This window comes from Bradyrhizobium sp. SRL28 (assembly GCF_018596315.1).
Taxonomy (GTDB): domain Bacteria; phylum Pseudomonadota; class Alphaproteobacteria; order Rhizobiales; family Xanthobacteraceae; genus Bradyrhizobium.
Genome location: NZ_JAHEAG010000014.1, coordinates 143,403 through 160,341, shown reverse-complemented (window position 1 = coordinate 160,341; position 16,939 = coordinate 143,403). Strand labels below are relative to the sequence as shown.

The 16,939-nt window shown below is 63.3% G+C and carries 15 protein-coding genes; 6 read left to right on the top strand and 9 right to left on the bottom strand.

The features are described 5' to 3' along the window. Positions 1-69: 69 nt before the first annotated feature. From KIP88_RS25155 to KIP88_RS25140, 4 genes are all read right to left on the bottom strand, one after another. A complete protein-coding gene (locus KIP88_RS25155; RefSeq protein ID WP_214490716.1) occupies positions 70-696 on the bottom strand; it encodes an N-acetylmuramoyl-L-alanine amidase in 627 nt (208 codons plus the stop codon). Positions 697-732: 36 nt separating this feature from the next. Beyond that, the gene (locus KIP88_RS25150; RefSeq protein WP_214490715.1) at positions 733-1,962 is read right to left on the bottom strand and encodes a GGDEF domain-containing protein; all 1,230 of its coding nucleotides are present in this window, start codon (positions 1,960-1,962) and stop codon (positions 733-735) included. Positions 1,963-2,665: 703 nt separating this feature from the next. Beyond that, on the bottom strand, positions 2,666-3,283 hold the full coding sequence (locus KIP88_RS25145) for a LysE family translocator (protein WP_214490714.1): 618 nt from the start codon (positions 3,281-3,283) through the stop codon (positions 2,666-2,668). Between the two features lie 53 nt (positions 3,284-3,336). After that, positions 3,337-3,738, bottom strand: coding sequence for a response regulator (locus KIP88_RS25140; protein ID WP_214490713.1), 402 nt, complete (start codon positions 3,736-3,738; stop codon positions 3,337-3,339). 146 nt (positions 3,739-3,884) lie between these two features. Here KIP88_RS25140 and KIP88_RS25135 point away from each other — a divergent pair, with 146 nt between their 5' ends. Both KIP88_RS25135 and KIP88_RS25130 read left to right on the top strand, forming a co-directional pair. Then, positions 3,885-4,730, top strand: coding sequence for an SDR family oxidoreductase (locus KIP88_RS25135; protein WP_214490712.1), 846 nt, complete (start codon positions 3,885-3,887; stop codon positions 4,728-4,730). A gap of 285 nt (positions 4,731-5,015) precedes the next feature. Further along, on the top strand, positions 5,016-5,255 hold the full coding sequence (locus tag KIP88_RS25130; RefSeq protein ID WP_214490711.1) for a helix-turn-helix transcriptional regulator: 240 nt from the start codon (positions 5,016-5,018) through the stop codon (positions 5,253-5,255). A gap of 111 nt (positions 5,256-5,366) precedes the next feature. Here the strand turns inward: KIP88_RS25130 and KIP88_RS25125 are convergent, their stop codons facing one another. Both KIP88_RS25125 and KIP88_RS25120 read right to left on the bottom strand, forming a co-directional pair. Beyond that, a complete protein-coding gene (locus tag KIP88_RS25125; protein WP_374226505.1) occupies positions 5,367-6,173 on the bottom strand; it encodes a lytic transglycosylase domain-containing protein in 807 nt (268 codons plus the stop codon). Between the two features lie 196 nt (positions 6,174-6,369). After that, entirely contained in the window at positions 6,370-7,122 is a 753-nt protein-coding gene (locus KIP88_RS25120) for a lytic transglycosylase domain-containing protein (RefSeq protein WP_249791010.1), read from the bottom strand. 307 nt (positions 7,123-7,429) lie between these two features. Between KIP88_RS25120 and KIP88_RS25115 the strand changes: the two genes are divergently transcribed. Together KIP88_RS25115 and KIP88_RS25110 are read left to right on the top strand one after the other, a co-directional pair. Then, the gene (locus tag KIP88_RS25115; RefSeq protein ID WP_374226506.1) at positions 7,430-8,326 is read left to right on the top strand and encodes an OmpA family protein; all 897 of its coding nucleotides are present in this window, start codon (positions 7,430-7,432) and stop codon (positions 8,324-8,326) included. A 48-nt stretch (positions 8,327-8,374) separates the two neighbouring features. Continuing rightward, on the top strand, positions 8,375-9,955 hold the full coding sequence (locus tag KIP88_RS25110) for a hypothetical protein (protein ID WP_249790999.1): 1,581 nt from the start codon (positions 8,375-8,377) through the stop codon (positions 9,953-9,955). Here KIP88_RS25110 and KIP88_RS25105 read toward each other — a convergent pair. Further along, positions 9,918-10,886 carry a DUF817 domain-containing protein gene (locus KIP88_RS25105; protein ID WP_308163636.1) on the bottom strand — a complete coding sequence of 323 codons (969 nt, stop codon included), beginning with the start codon at positions 10,884-10,886 and terminating at the stop codon, positions 9,918-9,920. The two genes, KIP88_RS25110 and KIP88_RS25105, sit on opposite strands and share 38 nt — an antisense overlap. A gap of 163 nt (positions 10,887-11,049) precedes the next feature. Here KIP88_RS25105 and KIP88_RS25100 point away from each other — a divergent pair, with 163 nt between their 5' ends. Next, positions 11,050-11,286: a hypothetical protein gene (locus KIP88_RS25100; protein ID WP_057849867.1), complete on the top strand. Its 237-nt coding sequence runs from the start codon at positions 11,050-11,052 to the stop codon at positions 11,284-11,286. Positions 11,287-11,461: 175 nt separating this feature from the next. On the opposite strand, the gene rpoD is transcribed toward KIP88_RS25100, so the two are convergent. Together rpoD and dnaG are read right to left on the bottom strand one after the other, a co-directional pair. Beyond that, positions 11,462-13,582: an RNA polymerase sigma factor RpoD gene (rpoD, locus tag KIP88_RS25095; RefSeq protein WP_214490707.1), complete on the bottom strand. Its 2,121-nt coding sequence runs from the start codon at positions 13,580-13,582 to the stop codon at positions 11,462-11,464. Positions 13,583-13,977: 395 nt separating this feature from the next. Then, entirely contained in the window at positions 13,978-15,999 is a 2,022-nt protein-coding gene (gene dnaG / locus KIP88_RS25090) for a DNA primase (protein WP_214490706.1), read from the bottom strand. 277 nt (positions 16,000-16,276) lie between these two features. Here dnaG and KIP88_RS25085 point away from each other — a divergent pair, with 277 nt between their 5' ends. Next, complete coding sequence (locus KIP88_RS25085; protein WP_214490705.1) at positions 16,277-16,843, top strand: chlorite dismutase family protein; 567 nt, start codon at positions 16,277-16,279, stop codon at positions 16,841-16,843. The last annotated feature ends 96 nt before the right edge of the window (positions 16,844-16,939 follow it).

Below are 16,939 nucleotides of genomic sequence, written 5' to 3'. Positions count from 1 at the left end.
TCCAACTACAACAGCCGCGGAGTATGGGTCCCCGCGTTCGCGGGGACGACGCGTTGAGAGTGCTCGCCCCTACTCGTCCCCCCACTCCCGCGCCATCTTGGCGAGCGCGCAGCCTTCGCAATAACGCGCATCCTTGTAGTCGATCCAGTTATGCGCGTAGACGCGATCGAGCGGGATGCCGTATCGCGCGCGCAGTACCTTAACCAGAATTCGCCACGCCGCGACCTGCGCTTCGGTCGGCCCGCGCGTCACGTCGGGATAGTTGCCGGCGAATTCGACGCCGACCGAATTGTTGCCGACCACTTTCCGATAGGTCGGGCGGTTGTCGATATACTTGTTGTCGTTGCGGTTGGCGCCGTCGCCATGGGTCGGAACGAGATGTTCGGCGACCGCCCAGTACACCGTGCCGTCGGTCTCCACCCAGACCATGACGCCGCGCCGCGTCGGGTTCTTCGACTGCGCCTGCGCGCCGCCGCGCGCCGAGCCGGCCGGTCCTTCGGTCTGGTGCACGATGATGTTGCGCCAGGGATGGGCTTTTGAAAGCTCGCCCCACGGCGCCAGCCACACCATCTTCAGGCCGGGAATATCTGGTGTGCCCGACGAGCGCGCGATTGTCGCGAGGTCAGGCGTTTGTGCGAAGGCGCACGGGGGAAATACGAGGACGAACAGTGCGGCCGCGACGAGGCGAAAATTCATGCTCGAAGTCCAGTGACGGACCAAAGGTAGCACGCCTCACGCGCGTTTGCGCAGAGCCATGTCGGACATTGGCGGGCTTGCGGGTTCGGGCGCCAGTGGCGGCGCCGGGTCGTAGGTCGCAAAGCCGTTGCGGCCGGCCTTCTTGGCGTCGTAGAGCGCATGGTCGGCGGCAGCAATCAGGCGGTCGGGATAGGCGCCCATCTCGCGGGCCCATTGCGCGACGCCGATCGAGACCGCGACCGGAATATCGTTGCCGGTGCATTGTTCGGCGTCCGCACGGCAGACCTCCAGCACGCGGCGCGCGATCATGGCGCCTTCGCGCAGCGTCGAGGACGGCAGCACGATGCAGAATTCGTCGCCGCCGGTCCGCGCCAGCATGTCGCCGGGCCGCAGCCGGGTTTGCGCCATCAGCGTGAAATGCTGCAGGCAGGCGTCACCCGCGGCATGGCCGTGTGTATCGTTGATGCTCTTGAAGCCGTCGAGATCGATCACCAGCAGCGCGAAGGGCTGACCGCTGCGTTCGGAGCGCATGCATTCTTCCGTGAGGCGCTGCAGCAGATAGCGGCGGTTGCCGACGCCGGTGAGGTCGTCGAGCAGCGCCAGATCCGCGACCTCGTTGCGCAGGCGGTCCATCGCCATCAGCAGGAAGCCGAAGTTCAGCGACATCGACAGGAACACCAGCACCAGGATGACGACCGACTGCGCCGGGCTGAAATGCATGTAGGAGAAGCCGCCCTCCGTGCTGGTCAGCGCGCCGAGCAGCCGGGCTGCGAAAATTCCGAGGATGACAATGGTAACGATGCCGGCCAGCCGGGCGCCCGGATTGACGCGCCCTTCGTGCCGCGACAGCAGCAGCTTCAGGCTGTGCAGCATCGGCAGCGCCTGGGCGATCGTAAAGACGGTCATTCGCGCCGGCACGCTGTCGTGGACGAACGTGAAGACGCACAGGCCTGCCGCGCCAAGCCCGGTGACCAGCAGGGTGTCGAGCCAGGAAACCGGCTGATTGAAAAACTTGCGGATGCCCATCGCAGCCAGGCAGATCGCCAGGATCAATGCGGTGCCGGCAAACAGCAAAGGCACGAGCGAGTCCGGGAAAACCACCCGCAGCATCGCCATCGCCGCACCGGCCGCCGCAACGAACGCCGAACCGGTCCAGAACCGCGCGGCTTCGAACGACGGATAGCTGCGCATGACGTAGGCCCAGATCAGGCCCAGCGCGAGAAAATTGATGACGAACACCGTCCAAAGCGTCGGAACGCTCAGCATCGCGAACCCGGGGCGCGCACGTCCCGTCTCCCCTGTTGTCTAACGACCGCTCAAAGACGTCCGCCTCGAGCCTTCCTCCCACGACGATCCCCGTCGTCTTGCGGGACAAAGGTGCATCCGCGCCGCTTAACGGACCCTGACTGCCGCCGGCCAATCCAAACCGTGGTTTTGAATTGATGAAGATCGTCGACGTTGGGACACCGCTAAGCATGATGCGCGCGATGCGAACGGAGGCGACGAGGCTCGTTTCGGCGAAAAATCACATCAAAATGCATAACAACTGTGGATAACGCGATGACAACGCCATGACAGCACGCGGCATGGGCCTGCGAATCTGCTGGGATTGTCATCGAGGATGTTGCGAGGCTGGCCCTCCGCCAAGCATGCCTCGGTGTCGCGTTTCAATCCATGAAAACCTTGAGAGGATACTATGGCTAAGAAAGCGAAGAAGGCGAAAAAGGCCAAGGCGAAGAAGGCCAAGAAGTCGAAGAAGAAGTGAATTTTGGCCCGGGTGGAGTGCTCAGCTCCGCCCGGGCTCCCAACTCCGGGTGCAATTTGGAGAATGGCGGGCCTTCGGTCCGCCTTTTTCGTTTTGGTACGCGCGAACACGTAGCCCGGATGGAGCGAGGCGAAATCCGGGATTATCGCAGCGGAACGACTGTCCGGATTGCGCTTCGCTCCATCCGGGCTACGGCTGAACCGCCTAGCGCTCCGCAAACGCCAGCTTGGCGCCGAGCGCGGCAAATCCCGCCGCGAAGCTCCGGCGCAGCCAAGCCATTGCCTTCGGGCGGGTGATGACGCGGTCGCGCAGCGAGGCTGCGAACAGGCCGTAGACCGCGAACACCGCAAACGTCATCGCCATGAAGGCCACGCTCAATTCCAGCATCCGCGCCAGCGGGTGCGGCTCGTCGACGGCGACGAACTGCGGCAGGAAGGCCAGGAAGAAGATCGACAGCTTTGGATTGAGGATGTTGATCAGGATCGCGGTCACGATGACGCGGCGGCTCGAGCGCGCCGAAGCCGCGGGGCGCGTGTCGATCGAAAGCGCGCCCGTCTCGCGCAACGCCTGCCAGGCCATGTAGAGCAGATACACCACGCCGCACCATTTCAGCGCGGCAAACGCCAAGGCACTCGTGTGCAGCACCGCGGCCAATCCCAGCATGGCGGCCAGCATCTGCGGCACGATGCCGAGCGTGCAGCCAAAGGCCGCCGCGATGCTCGGCCGCGCGCCTGATGTCAGCGCCACCGCCAGCGTGTAGAGTACGCCGGTGCCGGGGGAAGCGACCACGATCAACGAGGTCAGCAGAAACGACAGCGTCATATCCTGCCATTAACACGAAGACATCCGGCGTGGAAGCAGGGCGGCGCGGCCGCTCACGAACGCGCCGCGTCGGCGCGGCGCCTTTCATACACCATCCGTTCCGCCTCGCGGATCACGTCGAGCGGTGTCCACGGCTTGGCCCAGAACTGGACGCCATCGGGCAATTCCTGATGCAGCGGTTTGCCCGAGGTGACGATCACCCCTATGTCGGGATTGTACTTCCTGGCGATGTGCGCGAGCTCAACCCCGTCCATGTTACCGGCGAGCTGCACGTCGGTCAGCATCAAGACCAGACTATCGGCCGCCCGCTCCAGCACCAGCTCGGCGGCCTCCGCGCTCTCGCATTCGATGACATCGACCTCGCTCTCTTCCAAGAGCAGGCAGATCATGTCGCGCTGCATCGGGTCGTCTTCGACGACGAGCGCAGTCGCGCGGAAGGGCTTTGATTGTCCCATACGATCCTCCTTGGAATTCGCGTCGGTTTGGTGATGTCTATTTTGTCGGGTAGTCGACGTTAAGCGCGGAAACCACTTTAAGGTTCGGTTCCAATTTGCGAAAGTTTGCGGGAACCCGTTCTCGACCTGCAAGGAGCTCTCCCGACATGACTGCGATATCTGGAAGCGCGGCCGCCGTGACCGGCGCCGCCAGCGGCATCGGCCGCGCGCTCGCGCTGGAGCTGGCCGCGCGCGGCTGCGATCTGGCGCTCGCCGACCGCGACGAGGCCGGGCTGCAGCAGGTGGCCGCCGAGATCGGCAAAACCGGCACGCGCAAGGTCACGACCCACCGCGTCGATGTCGGCGAGCCCGCCCAGATCCGGGAATTTTCGAACGCGGCCATTGCCGCCCACCCCTCGCTCAACATCGTCATCAACAATGCCGGCGTCGCCCTGCTCGGCGCCTTCAACGAGGTCGACCAGGCGCAGATGGAGTGGCTGATCAACATCAATTTCTGGGGTGTGGTGCACGGCACGCGCGCCTTCCTGCCGCATCTTTCGCTTCAGCGCGAGGCGCATATTGTCAACCTCTCCTCGATCTTCGGCATCATCGCCCCGCCCGGCCAGACGGCGTATGCGGCCGCAAAATTCGCGGTGCGCGGTTTTTCGGAAAGCCTGCGGCATGAGCTGGCGATGGCGAACAGTCCGGTGAAACTGTCGGTCGTGCATCCCGGCGGGGTGCTGACCAACATCGTGCGCAACTCGCGCACCGGCGCTGGCATCACCGACAATGCGCGCCGCGCCGAATCGATCGACCGTTTCGATGCGATCGCCAAGACCACGCCGCCGCTCGCGGCGCAGCGCATCATTGCAGGCATCGAGAAAAACCAGCCGCGCATTCTGATCGGCAACGATGCGCGGTTCATGGATTTGCTGCAGCGGTTTCGCCCGGGGACGTACTGGGCGGTGCTGGCGAAGCGGATCGAGAGGATGGCGGGCGAGAAGGGGAAGTGAGAGAGGCATTCGCCATCGAGCTGGCGGTCAGTTCCCGGATCCACGTCCGACACTACCCCTCAGGTATTCCAGCCATAAGTTGGGGGCGTTCGGCCGCAAACTTCAGACTGTGGTTGCCTTGTCTTCCTTATCCACGCCTCGTGCGACGATCCTGATCGCATCGTCGGGCAATGGCCGTTGCAGCGCCTTGGCCTCATCCCGTGGCGCGCATCCTTTGGCCCGGGAAAGTCTGCCGTCTCCTAACATTTTGGTGTAGGCTTCAGTGGGACAGAGGGAGGCGCGGTGATGCTTAAAGAGAATTACGCTGCCAAGCAGCAACGGATCGGCGAGCGCCTGACGCGTGCGATGGCCAAGGCCCACATGGATCGCCGCGAGCTTGCCCAACTGACGGGCTACAGTGAGGCACAGATCGTGAGCTGGGAGCGCGGGCGCGCGCGGCTGTACCCGATCGAGCTGATAAAGCTGTGTCATGCGCTCGACGTGATGCCGGAGTCGCTGCTGTGCTGGGAGCGCCGCCTCCATTGATCCGAGTCCGTAGGGTGGGCAAAGCGCAGCGTGCCCACCATTTGGCAGCGCGATCAGTGATAGATGGTGGGCACGTCGCTAACGCGCCTTTGCCCACCCTACGAATCTTCGCTATCGCCCGACCAATCTGTCCGCAAAGTACCCGATCGTCTTGCGATAGATCGTGGCCCTGTTCCACTCGCGCATGGCTTCAAAATTCGCGGTGCCCTCGCCGTATGGTGCGCCGCCCTTGAAGCCGGACACGTGCAGCAAGTTCGCGGTTGAGGCGAGCACGTCGGGCACACTGTGGCGGAGGTCGACGTGGCCGTTGCCGTCGAAATCGACGCCGTACTTGATGTAGGACGACGGCAGAAATTGCGTCTGGCCGATTTCGCCGGCGAAGGCGCCGATCATGTCGCGCAAGGGGAGATCGCCGCGCTGCACGATCTTCAAGGCCGCGAGCAGTTCGCCCTGGAACAGCTCGGTGCGGCGGCAATCATGCGCCATGGTGGCGAGGGTGCGGATCACAGGCATCTTGCCGATGTCGCCCTTGCCGTAATCGGACTCCAATCCCCAGATCGCAACGATAATCTCCGGCGGCACGCCGAACTTCTGCTCGATCCGCGACAGCAACGATCCGTGCCGCTGCAGCATCTGCCGGCCGATGTTGATCCGCCCGGGGCCGACGCGAGTGGAAACATATTGCTCGAACGATTTGTTGAAGGTGCCGCGCTGGCGGCGGTCGAAGGCGAGCACCGCCGGATCCTGCGTGACGCCACCGAGCGCCTGGCTGATCACGGCTTGCGAAACCCCGGCCGCCGCAGCCTCCTGCGACATCGCCGCCACGAAGGTGTTGAAATCGCCGCCGCAGCGGGCGGCGTAAGTGGGGGTGGAGCAGATGACGGCACTGAGGAAAATGGCCCAACGAAACATGCGCATGCGAATCCCTTGTTACGTCCCGCGCCAATCATGCCATGGGAAAACGGCGTGCGAAACCTCGTCGTCCCCGCGCACGCGGGGACCCATACGCCGCGGCCGATGTTGTTAAAGCGGACTGGTTGACGCCTTCGCTTCAACAATTGCCGACTGTGGTTATGGGTCCCTGCTTTCGCAGGGACGACGACGCAATTGGGCCCTACTCCCCGCCGTCGATCTGGCGGCCCATCAGCGCAATCGCCTTCTGATACACGCCCGCCGCATTCCAGGCCTGGATCGCCGCAAAATTCGGCTCACCCGGCTGGTAGCCCGCGCCCGTGCGCCAGCCATGGGCTTTCAGAAAATTCGCGGTCGACATCAGCGCGTTCGCCGAGTTTTCGAGATTGCCGGTGCCGTAGGCGAGGATGGCTTTGGGCATGAACTGCGTCTGGCCGACTTCGCCATGCATTGAGCCGCGCTGGCTGGCAGAGAGCGCGCCGCGGTCGATCAATTGCAGCGCGGCGTAAAGGTGCTCGGTGAAATAGGCCGAGCGCCGGCAGTCATAGGCCAGCGTTGCGATCGAGGCGAGCATGTTCTGATTGCCGCGCTGGGTGCCGAACCCCGTCTCCATTCCCCAGATGGCGAGCAGCGGCCCCGGCGGAACGCCGTAGCGCTGCTGGATGGAAGCGAACAGTGCGCCCTGCGACTGCTTCAACTGCCGCCCCTTCGCGACGATGGTTGCAGCACCCCGCTTCGCAAGAAACTGGTCGAGCGAGAGAGAAAAACTGCGCTGGCCGCGGTCGGCATTGATGGTCGCTTGCGCATAGTTCGTCGCCATCAGGGCCTGGATGGTCGAGGCGCTGACGCCCTTGGCCCGTGCTTCGCCTGAAAATTCCTGCTTCCAGGCAGCGTAGCCGGCGGACGAGCTGCCGCATTGGGCGGCGTGGGCCTGGGAGTTGAAGCATGCGAACATTGCCAGGGTGGCGCTGAAAGCAAATGCGATGCGGAGCATGGAAAAGCCATTCCTTAGAGAGCACTGCAAATAAGCATCGGCTTCTAGCACGTCCTTGGCCCTGCTTCGAGGGTTGCGGTAAAGCCCATGGGCAGAATCTCCCCGAAAACGGCCATGATTGCGACTAATTTGAACCGGGTGATCTGCCGGAGCGACCTTTACAAGTTATACTTCGTCCTAACCCCGCCCCTCGATCGTTTCTCGAACAAATGGATTTCCCATGAGCTTGCCGCGCACACTGTTCAGGCCGGTCCTCCTGCTGCTCGCTATGTCGCTTGTCGGGATGACGAACGCCGCCGCGCAGACGCGCGACGTGATCGGCTCGAAAGATTATCCCGGCATCGGCCGCTTCGGCGGCAGCGCCATCACGGGATATCAGGTGAAGGATTTCGATGCGGCGCGGGTGCAGGGAGCTGCGTTCAAGGACGGCCAGCCCACCGATGCGCGGCGGCTGGAGGGCCGCATCACGCGCATCGCCTATCGCACCAATCCGGGCCCCTCGATACTCGAAGTGTCCCGCAATTTCGAAACCCAACTGGCGAAGGCCGGATTCGAAACGCTGCTTGCCTGTGACGTCGATGCCTGCGGCGGCATTCCCTTTTCGGAAGCAATCGACGCACTGCCGATCCCGCAGATGTGGGTGGACGGTTTCAACTACCACTATTTTGCGGGACGCAAGGTGGACGCCGGCCGCGAGACCTACGCCAGCCTCATCGTCAGCGAAAACAACCGCGACATCTATGTGCAGCTCGTCGTCGCCGAGCTAAAGGCGATCGAGAACAAGATGGTGGACGCTTCTGTCATGGCCAAGGGGCTCCGCGAGACCGGCCGCATCGCGCTCTACGGGATCTATTTCGATACCGACAGGGCCGAGGTGAAGCCCGAAAGCCGCCCCACCCTCGAGCAGATCGCGAAGCTGCTGACCTCCCAGGTCGCACTCAGCGTCTTCATCGTCGGCCACACCGACAACCAGGGGCCATACGCCTACAATCTCGATCTGTCGCGACGCCGTGCCGAGGCGATCGCCGCCGAGCTGGTGAAGAACTACGGCATCGGTGCGCCGCGGCTGCGCACCGCGGGTGTCGGACTGCTGGCGCCGGCCGGCTCCAATGCCACCGAGGCCGGCCGCGCGCTGAACCGGCGGGTGGAGCTGGTGGCGCCTTAGCTTCAACGCGTGGGCCGACGCCCGCTTTGGGTGCCAAGGACAATGGCTATGACCAGGTCCAGTGGTTTCAAAGTCGGAATGGGAATTGCGGTTGCCGCGCTGGCGGGAAGCCAGGACGCAGCCGCGCAGGCGCCAACGCTTTCCGTGGACCCGTCACGACTGCCCCGCCTCGGTACCATCGACGTGCGTTTTCAATCGTACAATTTGGAAATGGTCGAGGTCACCGGCGGACGGTTCTGGAAGCCGTACAAGGCGAGTGCCGCAGCGCAGTCAGCGCGCGGCGCTGATAATTCCGGGAATATCCCGACGGGTGCGAACCCGGACCTCTATGCGTATCGGGAGCCTATCGACCTGTCGAACCCGCGACTGCGTGCATTGGCTGCGGCGCTGGCGCCGGCCTATCTGCGCGTCAGCGGTACCTGGGCCAACACCACTTATTTTGCAGAAAGCGATGATGCGCCCTCCACGCCGCCCAACGGCTTCCGCGCGGTGCTAAGCCGCGAACGCTGGAAAGCTGTCATCGACTTTGCCCACGCCGTCAGCGCAGAGATCGTGACCTCGATGGCAACGAGCCCCGGTGCCCGGGACGCAGCGGGTCAATGGCAGAGCGATCAGGCGCGGCGCTTCTTCGCCTATACCAGATCCGTCGGTGGCAGGATTGCCGCCGCCGAGTTCATGAACGAGCCGACGCTGGCCGCGATGGGCGGCGCACCTGACGGTTACGACGCGGCGGCTTACGGGCAGGACTTCAAAGCCTTTGCTGCGTTCATCAAGGCGAGCGAACCGGATGTGATGGTTCTGGGCCCCGGTTCGATCGGCGAGACAGCAGCGCCGCAATCATCGAGGCCGTCCAGCTCCGGATTCATCTCCACGCGCGACTTGCTTGCAGCATCCGGCCCCGGCATCGACGCCTTTTCCTATCATCACTACGGCGCAGTCTCGCAACGATGCGCTCCGGGTCAAACCACGCCCGAGGCAGCGCTGTCGGAAGCGTGGCTGGCGAGCACGGGCCGGACGCTTGCGTTCTACCAATCGCTCAGGGACGAATTTGCGCCTGATAAGCCGATGTGGCTGACCGAAACCGCCGAGACAGCTTGCGGCGGCAATCCCTGGGCCTCCACTTTCCTCGATACGTTCCGATATCTCGATCAACTCGGCCGGCTTGCCAAAGCCGGCGTCCAGATGGTTGCGCATAACACGCTGGCTGCGAGCGATTATGGCCTGCTTGACGAGCAGACGTTGCGGCCACGGCCAAACTATTGGGCGGCGCTGCTTTGGCGCAGGCTGATGGGCACAATTGTTCTCGACGCCGGCGTGCACGATGGGATGCACCTCTACGCGCATTGCCGACGAGGGGCGCGAAGGGCCGTCACGCTGCTGGCCATCAATACCGACAGGACGGCCGCCGTGACCTTGCGATTGCCCGTGGCCAGCGAGCGTTACACACTGTCGGCGGATGATCTGCAAAGCGCCGAGGTGAAGCTGAATGGAACGGCTTTGGAGCTCGAACCGAATGACGATTTTCCGCGGCTTGCCGCGGTGACATCGCCGCCAGGTTCGGTTGAGATCGGACCGGCCACGATCACTTTCCTCACGGTCGAGGATGCCAAAAATCCGGCATGCGATTGAATTTTTTCCGGACGCTGGCCGCATGCTCACCCCCTCGCCTGTCCCGCGGCGCATTGACGAGGCTCACCAGCGTGTAGCTGATGATCAGCAGCAGGAACCAGGAGCCGAGCTTGTCGACGGAAACCATCGACCACCCCTGCCGCTGCGACGGATAGAGCCAGATCCGGGTGAACGTGCCGATGTTTTCCGAGAACCAGATGAAGAGCGACACCAGCAATAGCCCGAGCAACAGCGGCATTGAACGATGGTGGTGCCAAACCCTGAAATGGACGCGGGTGCGGAAGAGCAGCCAGCCGGCCCATGCGAACAGCAGCCAGCGCAGGTCGACCATGTAGTGATGGCTGAAGAAATTGACATAGATCGCGACGCTGAGCGCGGCCAGGCCGAGGCGTCGCGGATGATGGGAGAACTCTAAATCGAACAGCCGCCACGCGCGGCAGATATAGCTGCCGATGCAGGCATACATGAAGCCGGAGAACAGCGGCACGCCGCCGATCCGGAAGAAATTCGGCTCCGGGTAAATCCAGGAGCCAACCTGCGTCTTGAAGATCTCCATCACGGTGCCGACGGCGTGATAGATCAGGATCACCTTTGCCTCGTCCGATGTCTCCAATTTCCCTGCGAGCAGCGCGACCTGAACCGTGATCATGCAGAGAAACAGAAAGTCGTAGCGCGGAAGCCACGTTGCCGCCGGATAGAACCACCAGGTTGCGATCATCAGGAAAACAGCGATCCCGCCGAACAGGCAGGCCCATGCCTGCTTCACGCCGAAACGGAAGAATTCGTAAAGCGCTGATGTCCAGCGGCGGCGGGCCATGAAGCGGCCGAGCCGGTATTCGATCGCGATGAAGCGGCGCAGCGGCGGCCAGATGGCGGCGGCGCTCGGGCCAGGATGAGGGGGAGCGGCAGGCTGGTTCGGGGCGTGATGCACGAAGCGGAACGTGGCGGGGGATCGCGGTCGAAGGTAGGCGGAGATTTGCAGATTTCGCTGAGTTTTGATGCTTGCGCCGGCAAGGCAGGCGTCACGCGGAACGGCCAGTCAAGGCCCGCTATTTTTCTTTGACAACGTCGCCTTGATCGAAGAAAAGCCGCCCATGGCCAAGAAACCCGGGACCAATCCCAAAGGCGAATTCGCCTTCTTCAACGTCGTTTATGAAGACGACTCGCAACGTTCCAACCGGCGCGTGCCCTCCGAGCTGCTCGGCGGACTCGACGGCGACGAGCCGGCGCGCGGCTACATCATGGAGCAGGACCGCGAGATCGCCGAGAAATCCGGCCGCACGCCGCTGGCGATCAAGAGCATCAGCCGGGTTGGGGCGAAGAAGAAGTAGGGCTGCACACACAGCTCTATCCGCGTCATTGCGAGCGAAGCGAAGCAATCCATCGCGCCGTAAGCAGAGGCATGGATTGCTTCGCTTCGCTCGCAATGACGGCGCGAGAGCTGGATCAGAAACAAAAACGGCGGGCCAAAGCCCGCCGTTTTCATTTGGATGGATGCCCGTGAGCTTAGTTGTCCAAAAAGCTCCGCAGCTTCCGCGACCTCGACGGATGCTTCAGCTTCCGCAGCGCCTTCGCCTCGATCTGGCGGATACGTTCGCGCGTAACACTGAACTGCTGGCCGACTTCTTCCAGCGTGTGATCCGTGTTCATGCCGATACCAAAACGCATGCGGAGCACGCGTTCTTCGCGGGGCGTGAGCGAGGCCAGAACCCGCGTGGTGGTTTCGCGGAGGTTGGACTGGATCGCGGCGTCGATCGGCAGGATCGCGTTCTTGTCCTCGATGAAATCGCCGAGGTGTGAATCCTCTTCATCACCGACGGGGGTTTCCAGCGACAGCGGCTCTTTCGCGATCTTGAGGACTTTTCGGACCTTCTCCAGGGGCATGCCGAGCTTTTCGGCGAGTTCTTCAGGAGTGGGCTCGCGGCCGATCTCGTTGAGCATCTGGCGGCTGGTGCGCACGATCTTGTTGATGGTTTCGATCATGTGCACGGGGATGCGGATGGTGCGCGCCTGGTCCGCGATCGAGCGCGTGATCGCCTGCCGGATCCACCACGTGGCGTAGGTCGAGAACTTGTAGCCGCGGCGGTACTCGAACTTGTCGACCGCCTTCATCAACCCGATGTTGCCTTCCTGGATCAGATCGAGGAACTGCAGGCCGCGGTTGGTGTACTTCTTGGCGATCGAAATCACGAGACGCAGATTGGCCTCGACCATTTCCTTCTTGGCCTGGCGGGCCTCGCGCTCGCCCTTCTGCACGCCGTGCACGATCTTGCGAAATTCGCCGATCTCAAGACCCGTGAGCGCGGCCAGCGACTGGATCTCGTGGCGCAGCTCCTTGATCCGGTCCTTCTCGTGATGGACGAAATTCTTCCACCCCTTGGCGGAAAGTTTCGAGACGCGGTTGAGCCAGCGCGGATCGAGCTCCGAGCCCTGGTAGTTGCGCAGGAAGTCCTCGCGCGCGACGCCGTGGCTGTCACCCAAACGAAGCAGGCGGCCCTCGAACGAGACCAGCTTCTTGTTGATGTCGTAGAGCTGCTCGACGAGCGAATCGATGCGCGCCTGGTTGAGGCGCAGCGACTTCACCTCGACGATGATTTCGTCCTTCAGCTTCTTGTACTTGCGCTCCTGCGAGGGCGACAGCGACTCGCTCTGCAGCTGGTTGGCAATGTCCTGTTCCTGCAGGCGGCGCAGCTTCTTGTATTCGGAGGCGATCTTGTCGAACGTCTCGACCACCTTCGGCTTCAGCTCGGCCTCGATGGCGGCGAGCGACATCTGGTTTTCGAACTCGTCGTCGTCCATGTCGCCTTCGGCGGCGGCCTCGGCCGGATCCTTCTCTTCGGTTTCCGCACCGCCCGCAGGCGCGGCACGGAACGGCGTCGGAGACGGCGGAGCGGCGGGCGGGGCGACGTGCGCAGGCGCGGCCGCGCCATTGGCGTCGGCAGCGGGAGCGCCGTCAGCAGTGGCGCCGGCGATCAACGCCGGGTTCATGTTGTTCTTGGCGTCGGGGCCAGCGTAAGTCGCTTCGAGATCGATGATGTCACGGAGGAAGATCTTTCCTTCGTTGAGTTCATCGCGCCAGATGATGATGGCCTGGAAGGTCAGCGGGCTTTCGCAGAGACCCGCGATCATCGCTTCGCGGCCGGCCTCGATGCGCTTGGCGATCGCGATTTCGCCTTCGCGCGACAGCAATTCCACCGTGCCCATCTCGCGCAGATACATGCGGACGGGATCGTCGGTGCGCTCGCCGGGCTCGGACTTCTTGACTTCGGTGACGGCCTTCTGCGTGACCTCGACAAGCTCGTTGTCGGTGTCGTCGTCGGCCTCTTCCTTTTCCTCGTCGGCGTCGGCCTCTTCGGCTTCCGACACGTTGATGCCCATGTCGGAGAGCATCGACATGATGTCTTCGATCTGTTCGGGCGAGGTGGTGTCGGAGGGCAGCACTTCGTTGAGCTGATCGAAGGTCACGAAGCCGCGCTTCTTGGCCTGCTTGATCATCTTCTTGACCGCGGCATCCGAGAGGTCAAGCAACGGCGACGGCGCGTCGGGGCTATCCTTCTCAGGGGCGTCCGCTGCCTTGTCGTCTTTTTCCTTGTCTTTAACCTGCAGCGTCTTTGCCTTGGTGGCCATTCATCAAGCTCCCGAAACGCGCTCGTGCGGGATGGCGCGCAACGCCACCCGCCTCTGAATTACTGAAGTCGTCGGCAGGATGTCTTTTGTTTTAAAAGCCAACCCGCTAGATCCTTGCTCTTAGCGCGTGATCGTTTCGGAAAACCGGATATCCACTTTTCCGGATCACGCTTGTGCCCCTTGAGTATTCGCATGCGTAGGACGCGCAAAGGGCGGCGCAGACTGTCGCCACCCCTTAAACCCGCCATCGCCGGTGTTATGCCAATAGCCCTTCGGCGCCCTTACAGTAACCCTCGGACTATTAAGCTTCGCTTAACCCTGTTTTTGCCGCCAAACCATGGATTTGGCGAGTCTTTTTGCGGGCACGGCCGCCGCCGTCCGCATCATTTTTTTTATCACACGCTCTTCCGGAACCGGCCCGAAAGCTCGCCAAAACCCTCGATCAGGGCGTCCGTGCCGTCAACCGACTCCAGCCGGGCGCTGACGTCCCTCAGCCACGCCATGTTGGCGTCAGTAGGCTCATCGCCCAACGCCAGCTCGGCATCTTTCTTCTCCCTAAGTAAGGCGTGCGTTTTCTGATGCAAGACAACGAGTTGCTGCCAGGTCGCCAAAACATCCTCCCGGGCCGCGCCGGGCTTGGTGGCCCAGACGGCCGAGGTCGTGATCGCCCGCTCAACCCTTTGAAGAACCTCGCCTAATCCGCGCGCTTCGAGATCGGCCCGCATTTTCTCGGCCTGCTCCTCGACATCAGGGGAATGGTGATGGTCGTTGGCGAAGGCTGCGATAATACCGGCGCGGAGCTTGTTGGCCTCGGGATGGGCCAGTTCCAGGGCGGCCACTTCCTCCAGATGGTCGTGCAGGAGCCAGGGGTGATTGATCAGGGACTGCAAAATCAGCGCCTCGCGGCGGGACATGGCGCTGCGCTGGCCGCGCATGATCGGGCTGGTCGCGAGCTGGGGACTGGCCGCCTGGTAGGGGCCGGGCGAGATCACGGAGCTGCCGCCGGTCCCCGGTCCGCGCCTGCCCTGGGGAGCGAATCGGCCGGCCTGGCCGGGGTTGAAGCTGCTGCGGGGAGCAAAACGGCGGCCTGATTCGCCTCCCCCTCCGCCGCGGAAATTGCCCCTGGCGTAGCCGCCGCGGCCACCGTCGGGTGCAAACATGCGCTGCAGGCGATCGACCAGATCCTGGCGATAGTAACGGCGCAGCACCTCGTCGCGGATGCCGTTGGCAAGTTCGTTGATGCGCGCCTCCAGCGCCGCGCGCCGCTCGGGGGTAGCAAAGCTGCCGCCCTCGATCTCGCGCGACCAGAGCATGTCGACGAGCGGCCGCGCGGCTCCGATCACTTCCTCGATCGCGCCGCGCCCGCCGGAGCGCGCGAGATCGTCAGGGTCCTGCCCTTCCGGCAGCAGCGCAAAGCGCAGGCTTTTTCCGGGAAGGAGAGCAGGCAGCGCGAGGTCGGCGGCGCGATACGCCGCCTTCTGCCCGGCGCGGTCGCCGTCGAAACAGAGGATCGGCTCGTCCGCCATCTTCCAGAGCAGCGCGAGCTGGTTTTCCGTTAAAGCCGTGCCAAGCGGCGCCACCGCGCCAGCAAAGCCTGCGGTGACCATGGCGATGACGTCGACATAGCCTTCGACCACGATCAGCGGCGAGCCGTTATGCGTCGCCTGCCGCGCGGTGGAGAGGTTGTAGAGATTGTCGCCCTTGTGAAACAGCGGTGTTTCCGGCGAGTTCAGGTATTTTGCCGGAACGTCCTTTTCCAGCGCGCGGCCGCCGAAAGCGATGACGCGGCCACGGACGTCGGTAATCGGAAACATCACGCGGTCGCGGAAGCGGTCGTAAGGAACGGGAATGTCGTCGCCGCCGATCAGAAGCCCCGCTTCCACCATGTCGTCAGTGGAGATGCCCTGTGCGCCCAAATGCTCCTTCAGCGCAAAACGGTCCGGTGGCGCATAGCCCAGGCGAAACTGCAATTGCGTCGCCGGCGTGATCGCGCGGTCGCCGAGATAGCCGCGCGCCTTGGCGCCGTTGCGCGACGCCAGCGTGTCGGCAAAGAATTTTGCCGCGAGTTCCATCACGTCATGGAGCGTCTTGCGGCGCTGCTCGTGCCGCGCGGCATCGGGAGTAGCGGCCGGCAGCGCCATGCCGGCCATGGAAGCCAGGCGCTCGACGGCTTCCGTGAAGCCGACGCCCTCGGTCTCCATCAGGAACGAGATGATGTCGCCGTGCTTGCCGGAGGAGAAGTCGTGATAAAAGCCCTTCTGGTCGTTGACCGTGAACGAGGGCGACTTCTCCTGCTGGAACGGCGACAGCCCCTTGAACTCCCGCCCCGCCTTCTTCAGCTTGACGCGGCGGCCCACGACTTCCGAGACCGGAAGCCGGGCGCGCAGTTCGTCGAGGAATTGGGGCGTGAAGCGCATGGGTTAGGTTTTTTGCCGAATCGTGGGGCCGTGCCAACCGACCATGGATATAGGGACGGGCCGGTAAAATACGAAGGTTATTCGGCTTCTCGCCGCTATTCACAGCCCTCTCCTGCGTCATTCCCCGGTGTGCAATTGCGCACCAGGGGGCGCGCCGTCAGGCGCGAGCCCAGAATCCATACTCCGGATCGTGGTTATGGATTCCGGGCTCGCGCTAAGCGCCCCGGAATGACGGCGAATACTTGATCCCATCCCGGTTCCGCGCTTCCATCCCCTCATGTTCACGATTTTCAGAGGCGGCCGGAGCGGGGCATGGCGGGTGACGCGGTTCGGGCCGGTCAGGGGCGCGTCGCTGGCACCGACGCCGTCGCTGTCGGTCGTGCATTCGCTGTCGATCGCGCTGCCGATCATGCCCTCGCCGACCTCCTGGCGGCTGGCCGGCGTCGCCAGCCACCTGCGCTATGCCGAGCGTGACGAAAAGAAACGGCTTGATGCCGATCCAGCCGAGATCGGCCGCCCCGAGGCAACCTATGCCGCGCTGATCCCGATCAAGAAATCGGCGACGTGGTGGGAGCTGACGCAGGAAGAGCGGAGGCAGATTTTTGAGGACCGATCGCACCACATTGCCAACAGCCTGAAATATCTGCCGGCGATCGCCCGGCAGCTCTATCACTGCCGCGATCTCGGCGAGCCGTTCGACTTCCTGACCTGGTTCGAATACGCGCCAGCCGACGCCGACGCATTCGAGGAACTGGTCCGCACGCTGCGCGCCACCGAGGAATGGCGCTATGTTGAGCGCGAAGTGGATATCCGCATGGAGCGCGAGCGGCTGGACGCGGGGTGATTGAATCTCGTGCCCCGGAGGCTGCGCAGCACGAAGTGATGCGCTGCTAAGCCGGGGCCCATGGTTGTGGCTCAATGGGTCCCGGCTCTGCGGAGC

What these genes read in the sequence shown, in the direction of transcription:
- rpoD (WP_214490707.1), bottom strand. Translation starts at nt 13,582, where the DNA reads ATGGCCACCAAGGCAAAGACGCTGCAGGTTAAAGACAAGGAAAAAGAC.
- dnaG (WP_214490706.1), bottom strand. Translation starts at nt 15,999, where the DNA reads ATGCGCTTCACGCCCCAATTCCTCGACGAACTGCGCGCCCGGCTTCCG.
- KIP88_RS25110 (WP_249790999.1), top strand. Translation starts at nt 8,375, where the DNA reads ATGACCAGGTCCAGTGGTTTCAAAGTCGGAATGGGAATTGCGGTTGCC.
- KIP88_RS25135 (WP_214490712.1), top strand. Translation starts at nt 3,885, where the DNA reads ATGACTGCGATATCTGGAAGCGCGGCCGCCGTGACCGGCGCCGCCAGC.
- KIP88_RS25130 (WP_214490711.1), top strand. Translation starts at nt 5,016, where the DNA reads ATGCTTAAAGAGAATTACGCTGCCAAGCAGCAACGGATCGGCGAGCGC.
- KIP88_RS25155 (WP_214490716.1), bottom strand. Translation starts at nt 696, where the DNA reads ATGAATTTTCGCCTCGTCGCGGCCGCACTGTTCGTCCTCGTATTTCCC.
- KIP88_RS25100 (WP_057849867.1), top strand. Translation starts at nt 11,050, where the DNA reads ATGGCCAAGAAACCCGGGACCAATCCCAAAGGCGAATTCGCCTTCTTC.
- KIP88_RS25085 (WP_214490705.1), top strand. Translation starts at nt 16,277, where the DNA reads ATGTTCACGATTTTCAGAGGCGGCCGGAGCGGGGCATGGCGGGTGACG.
- KIP88_RS25140 (WP_214490713.1), bottom strand. Translation starts at nt 3,738, where the DNA reads ATGGGACAATCAAAGCCCTTCCGCGCGACTGCGCTCGTCGTCGAAGAC.
- KIP88_RS25145 (WP_214490714.1), bottom strand. Translation starts at nt 3,283, where the DNA reads ATGACGCTGTCGTTTCTGCTGACCTCGTTGATCGTGGTCGCTTCCCCC.
- KIP88_RS25115 (WP_374226506.1), top strand. Translation starts at nt 7,430, where the DNA reads ATGTCGCTTGTCGGGATGACGAACGCCGCCGCGCAGACGCGCGACGTG.
- KIP88_RS25120 (WP_249791010.1), bottom strand. Translation starts at nt 7,122, where the DNA reads ATGTTCGCATGCTTCAACTCCCAGGCCCACGCCGCCCAATGCGGCAGC.
- KIP88_RS25125 (WP_374226505.1), bottom strand. Translation starts at nt 6,173, where the DNA reads ATGCGCATGTTTCGTTGGGCCATTTTCCTCAGTGCCGTCATCTGCTCC.
- KIP88_RS25150 (WP_214490715.1), bottom strand. Translation starts at nt 1,962, where the DNA reads ATGCTGAGCGTTCCGACGCTTTGGACGGTGTTCGTCATCAATTTTCTC.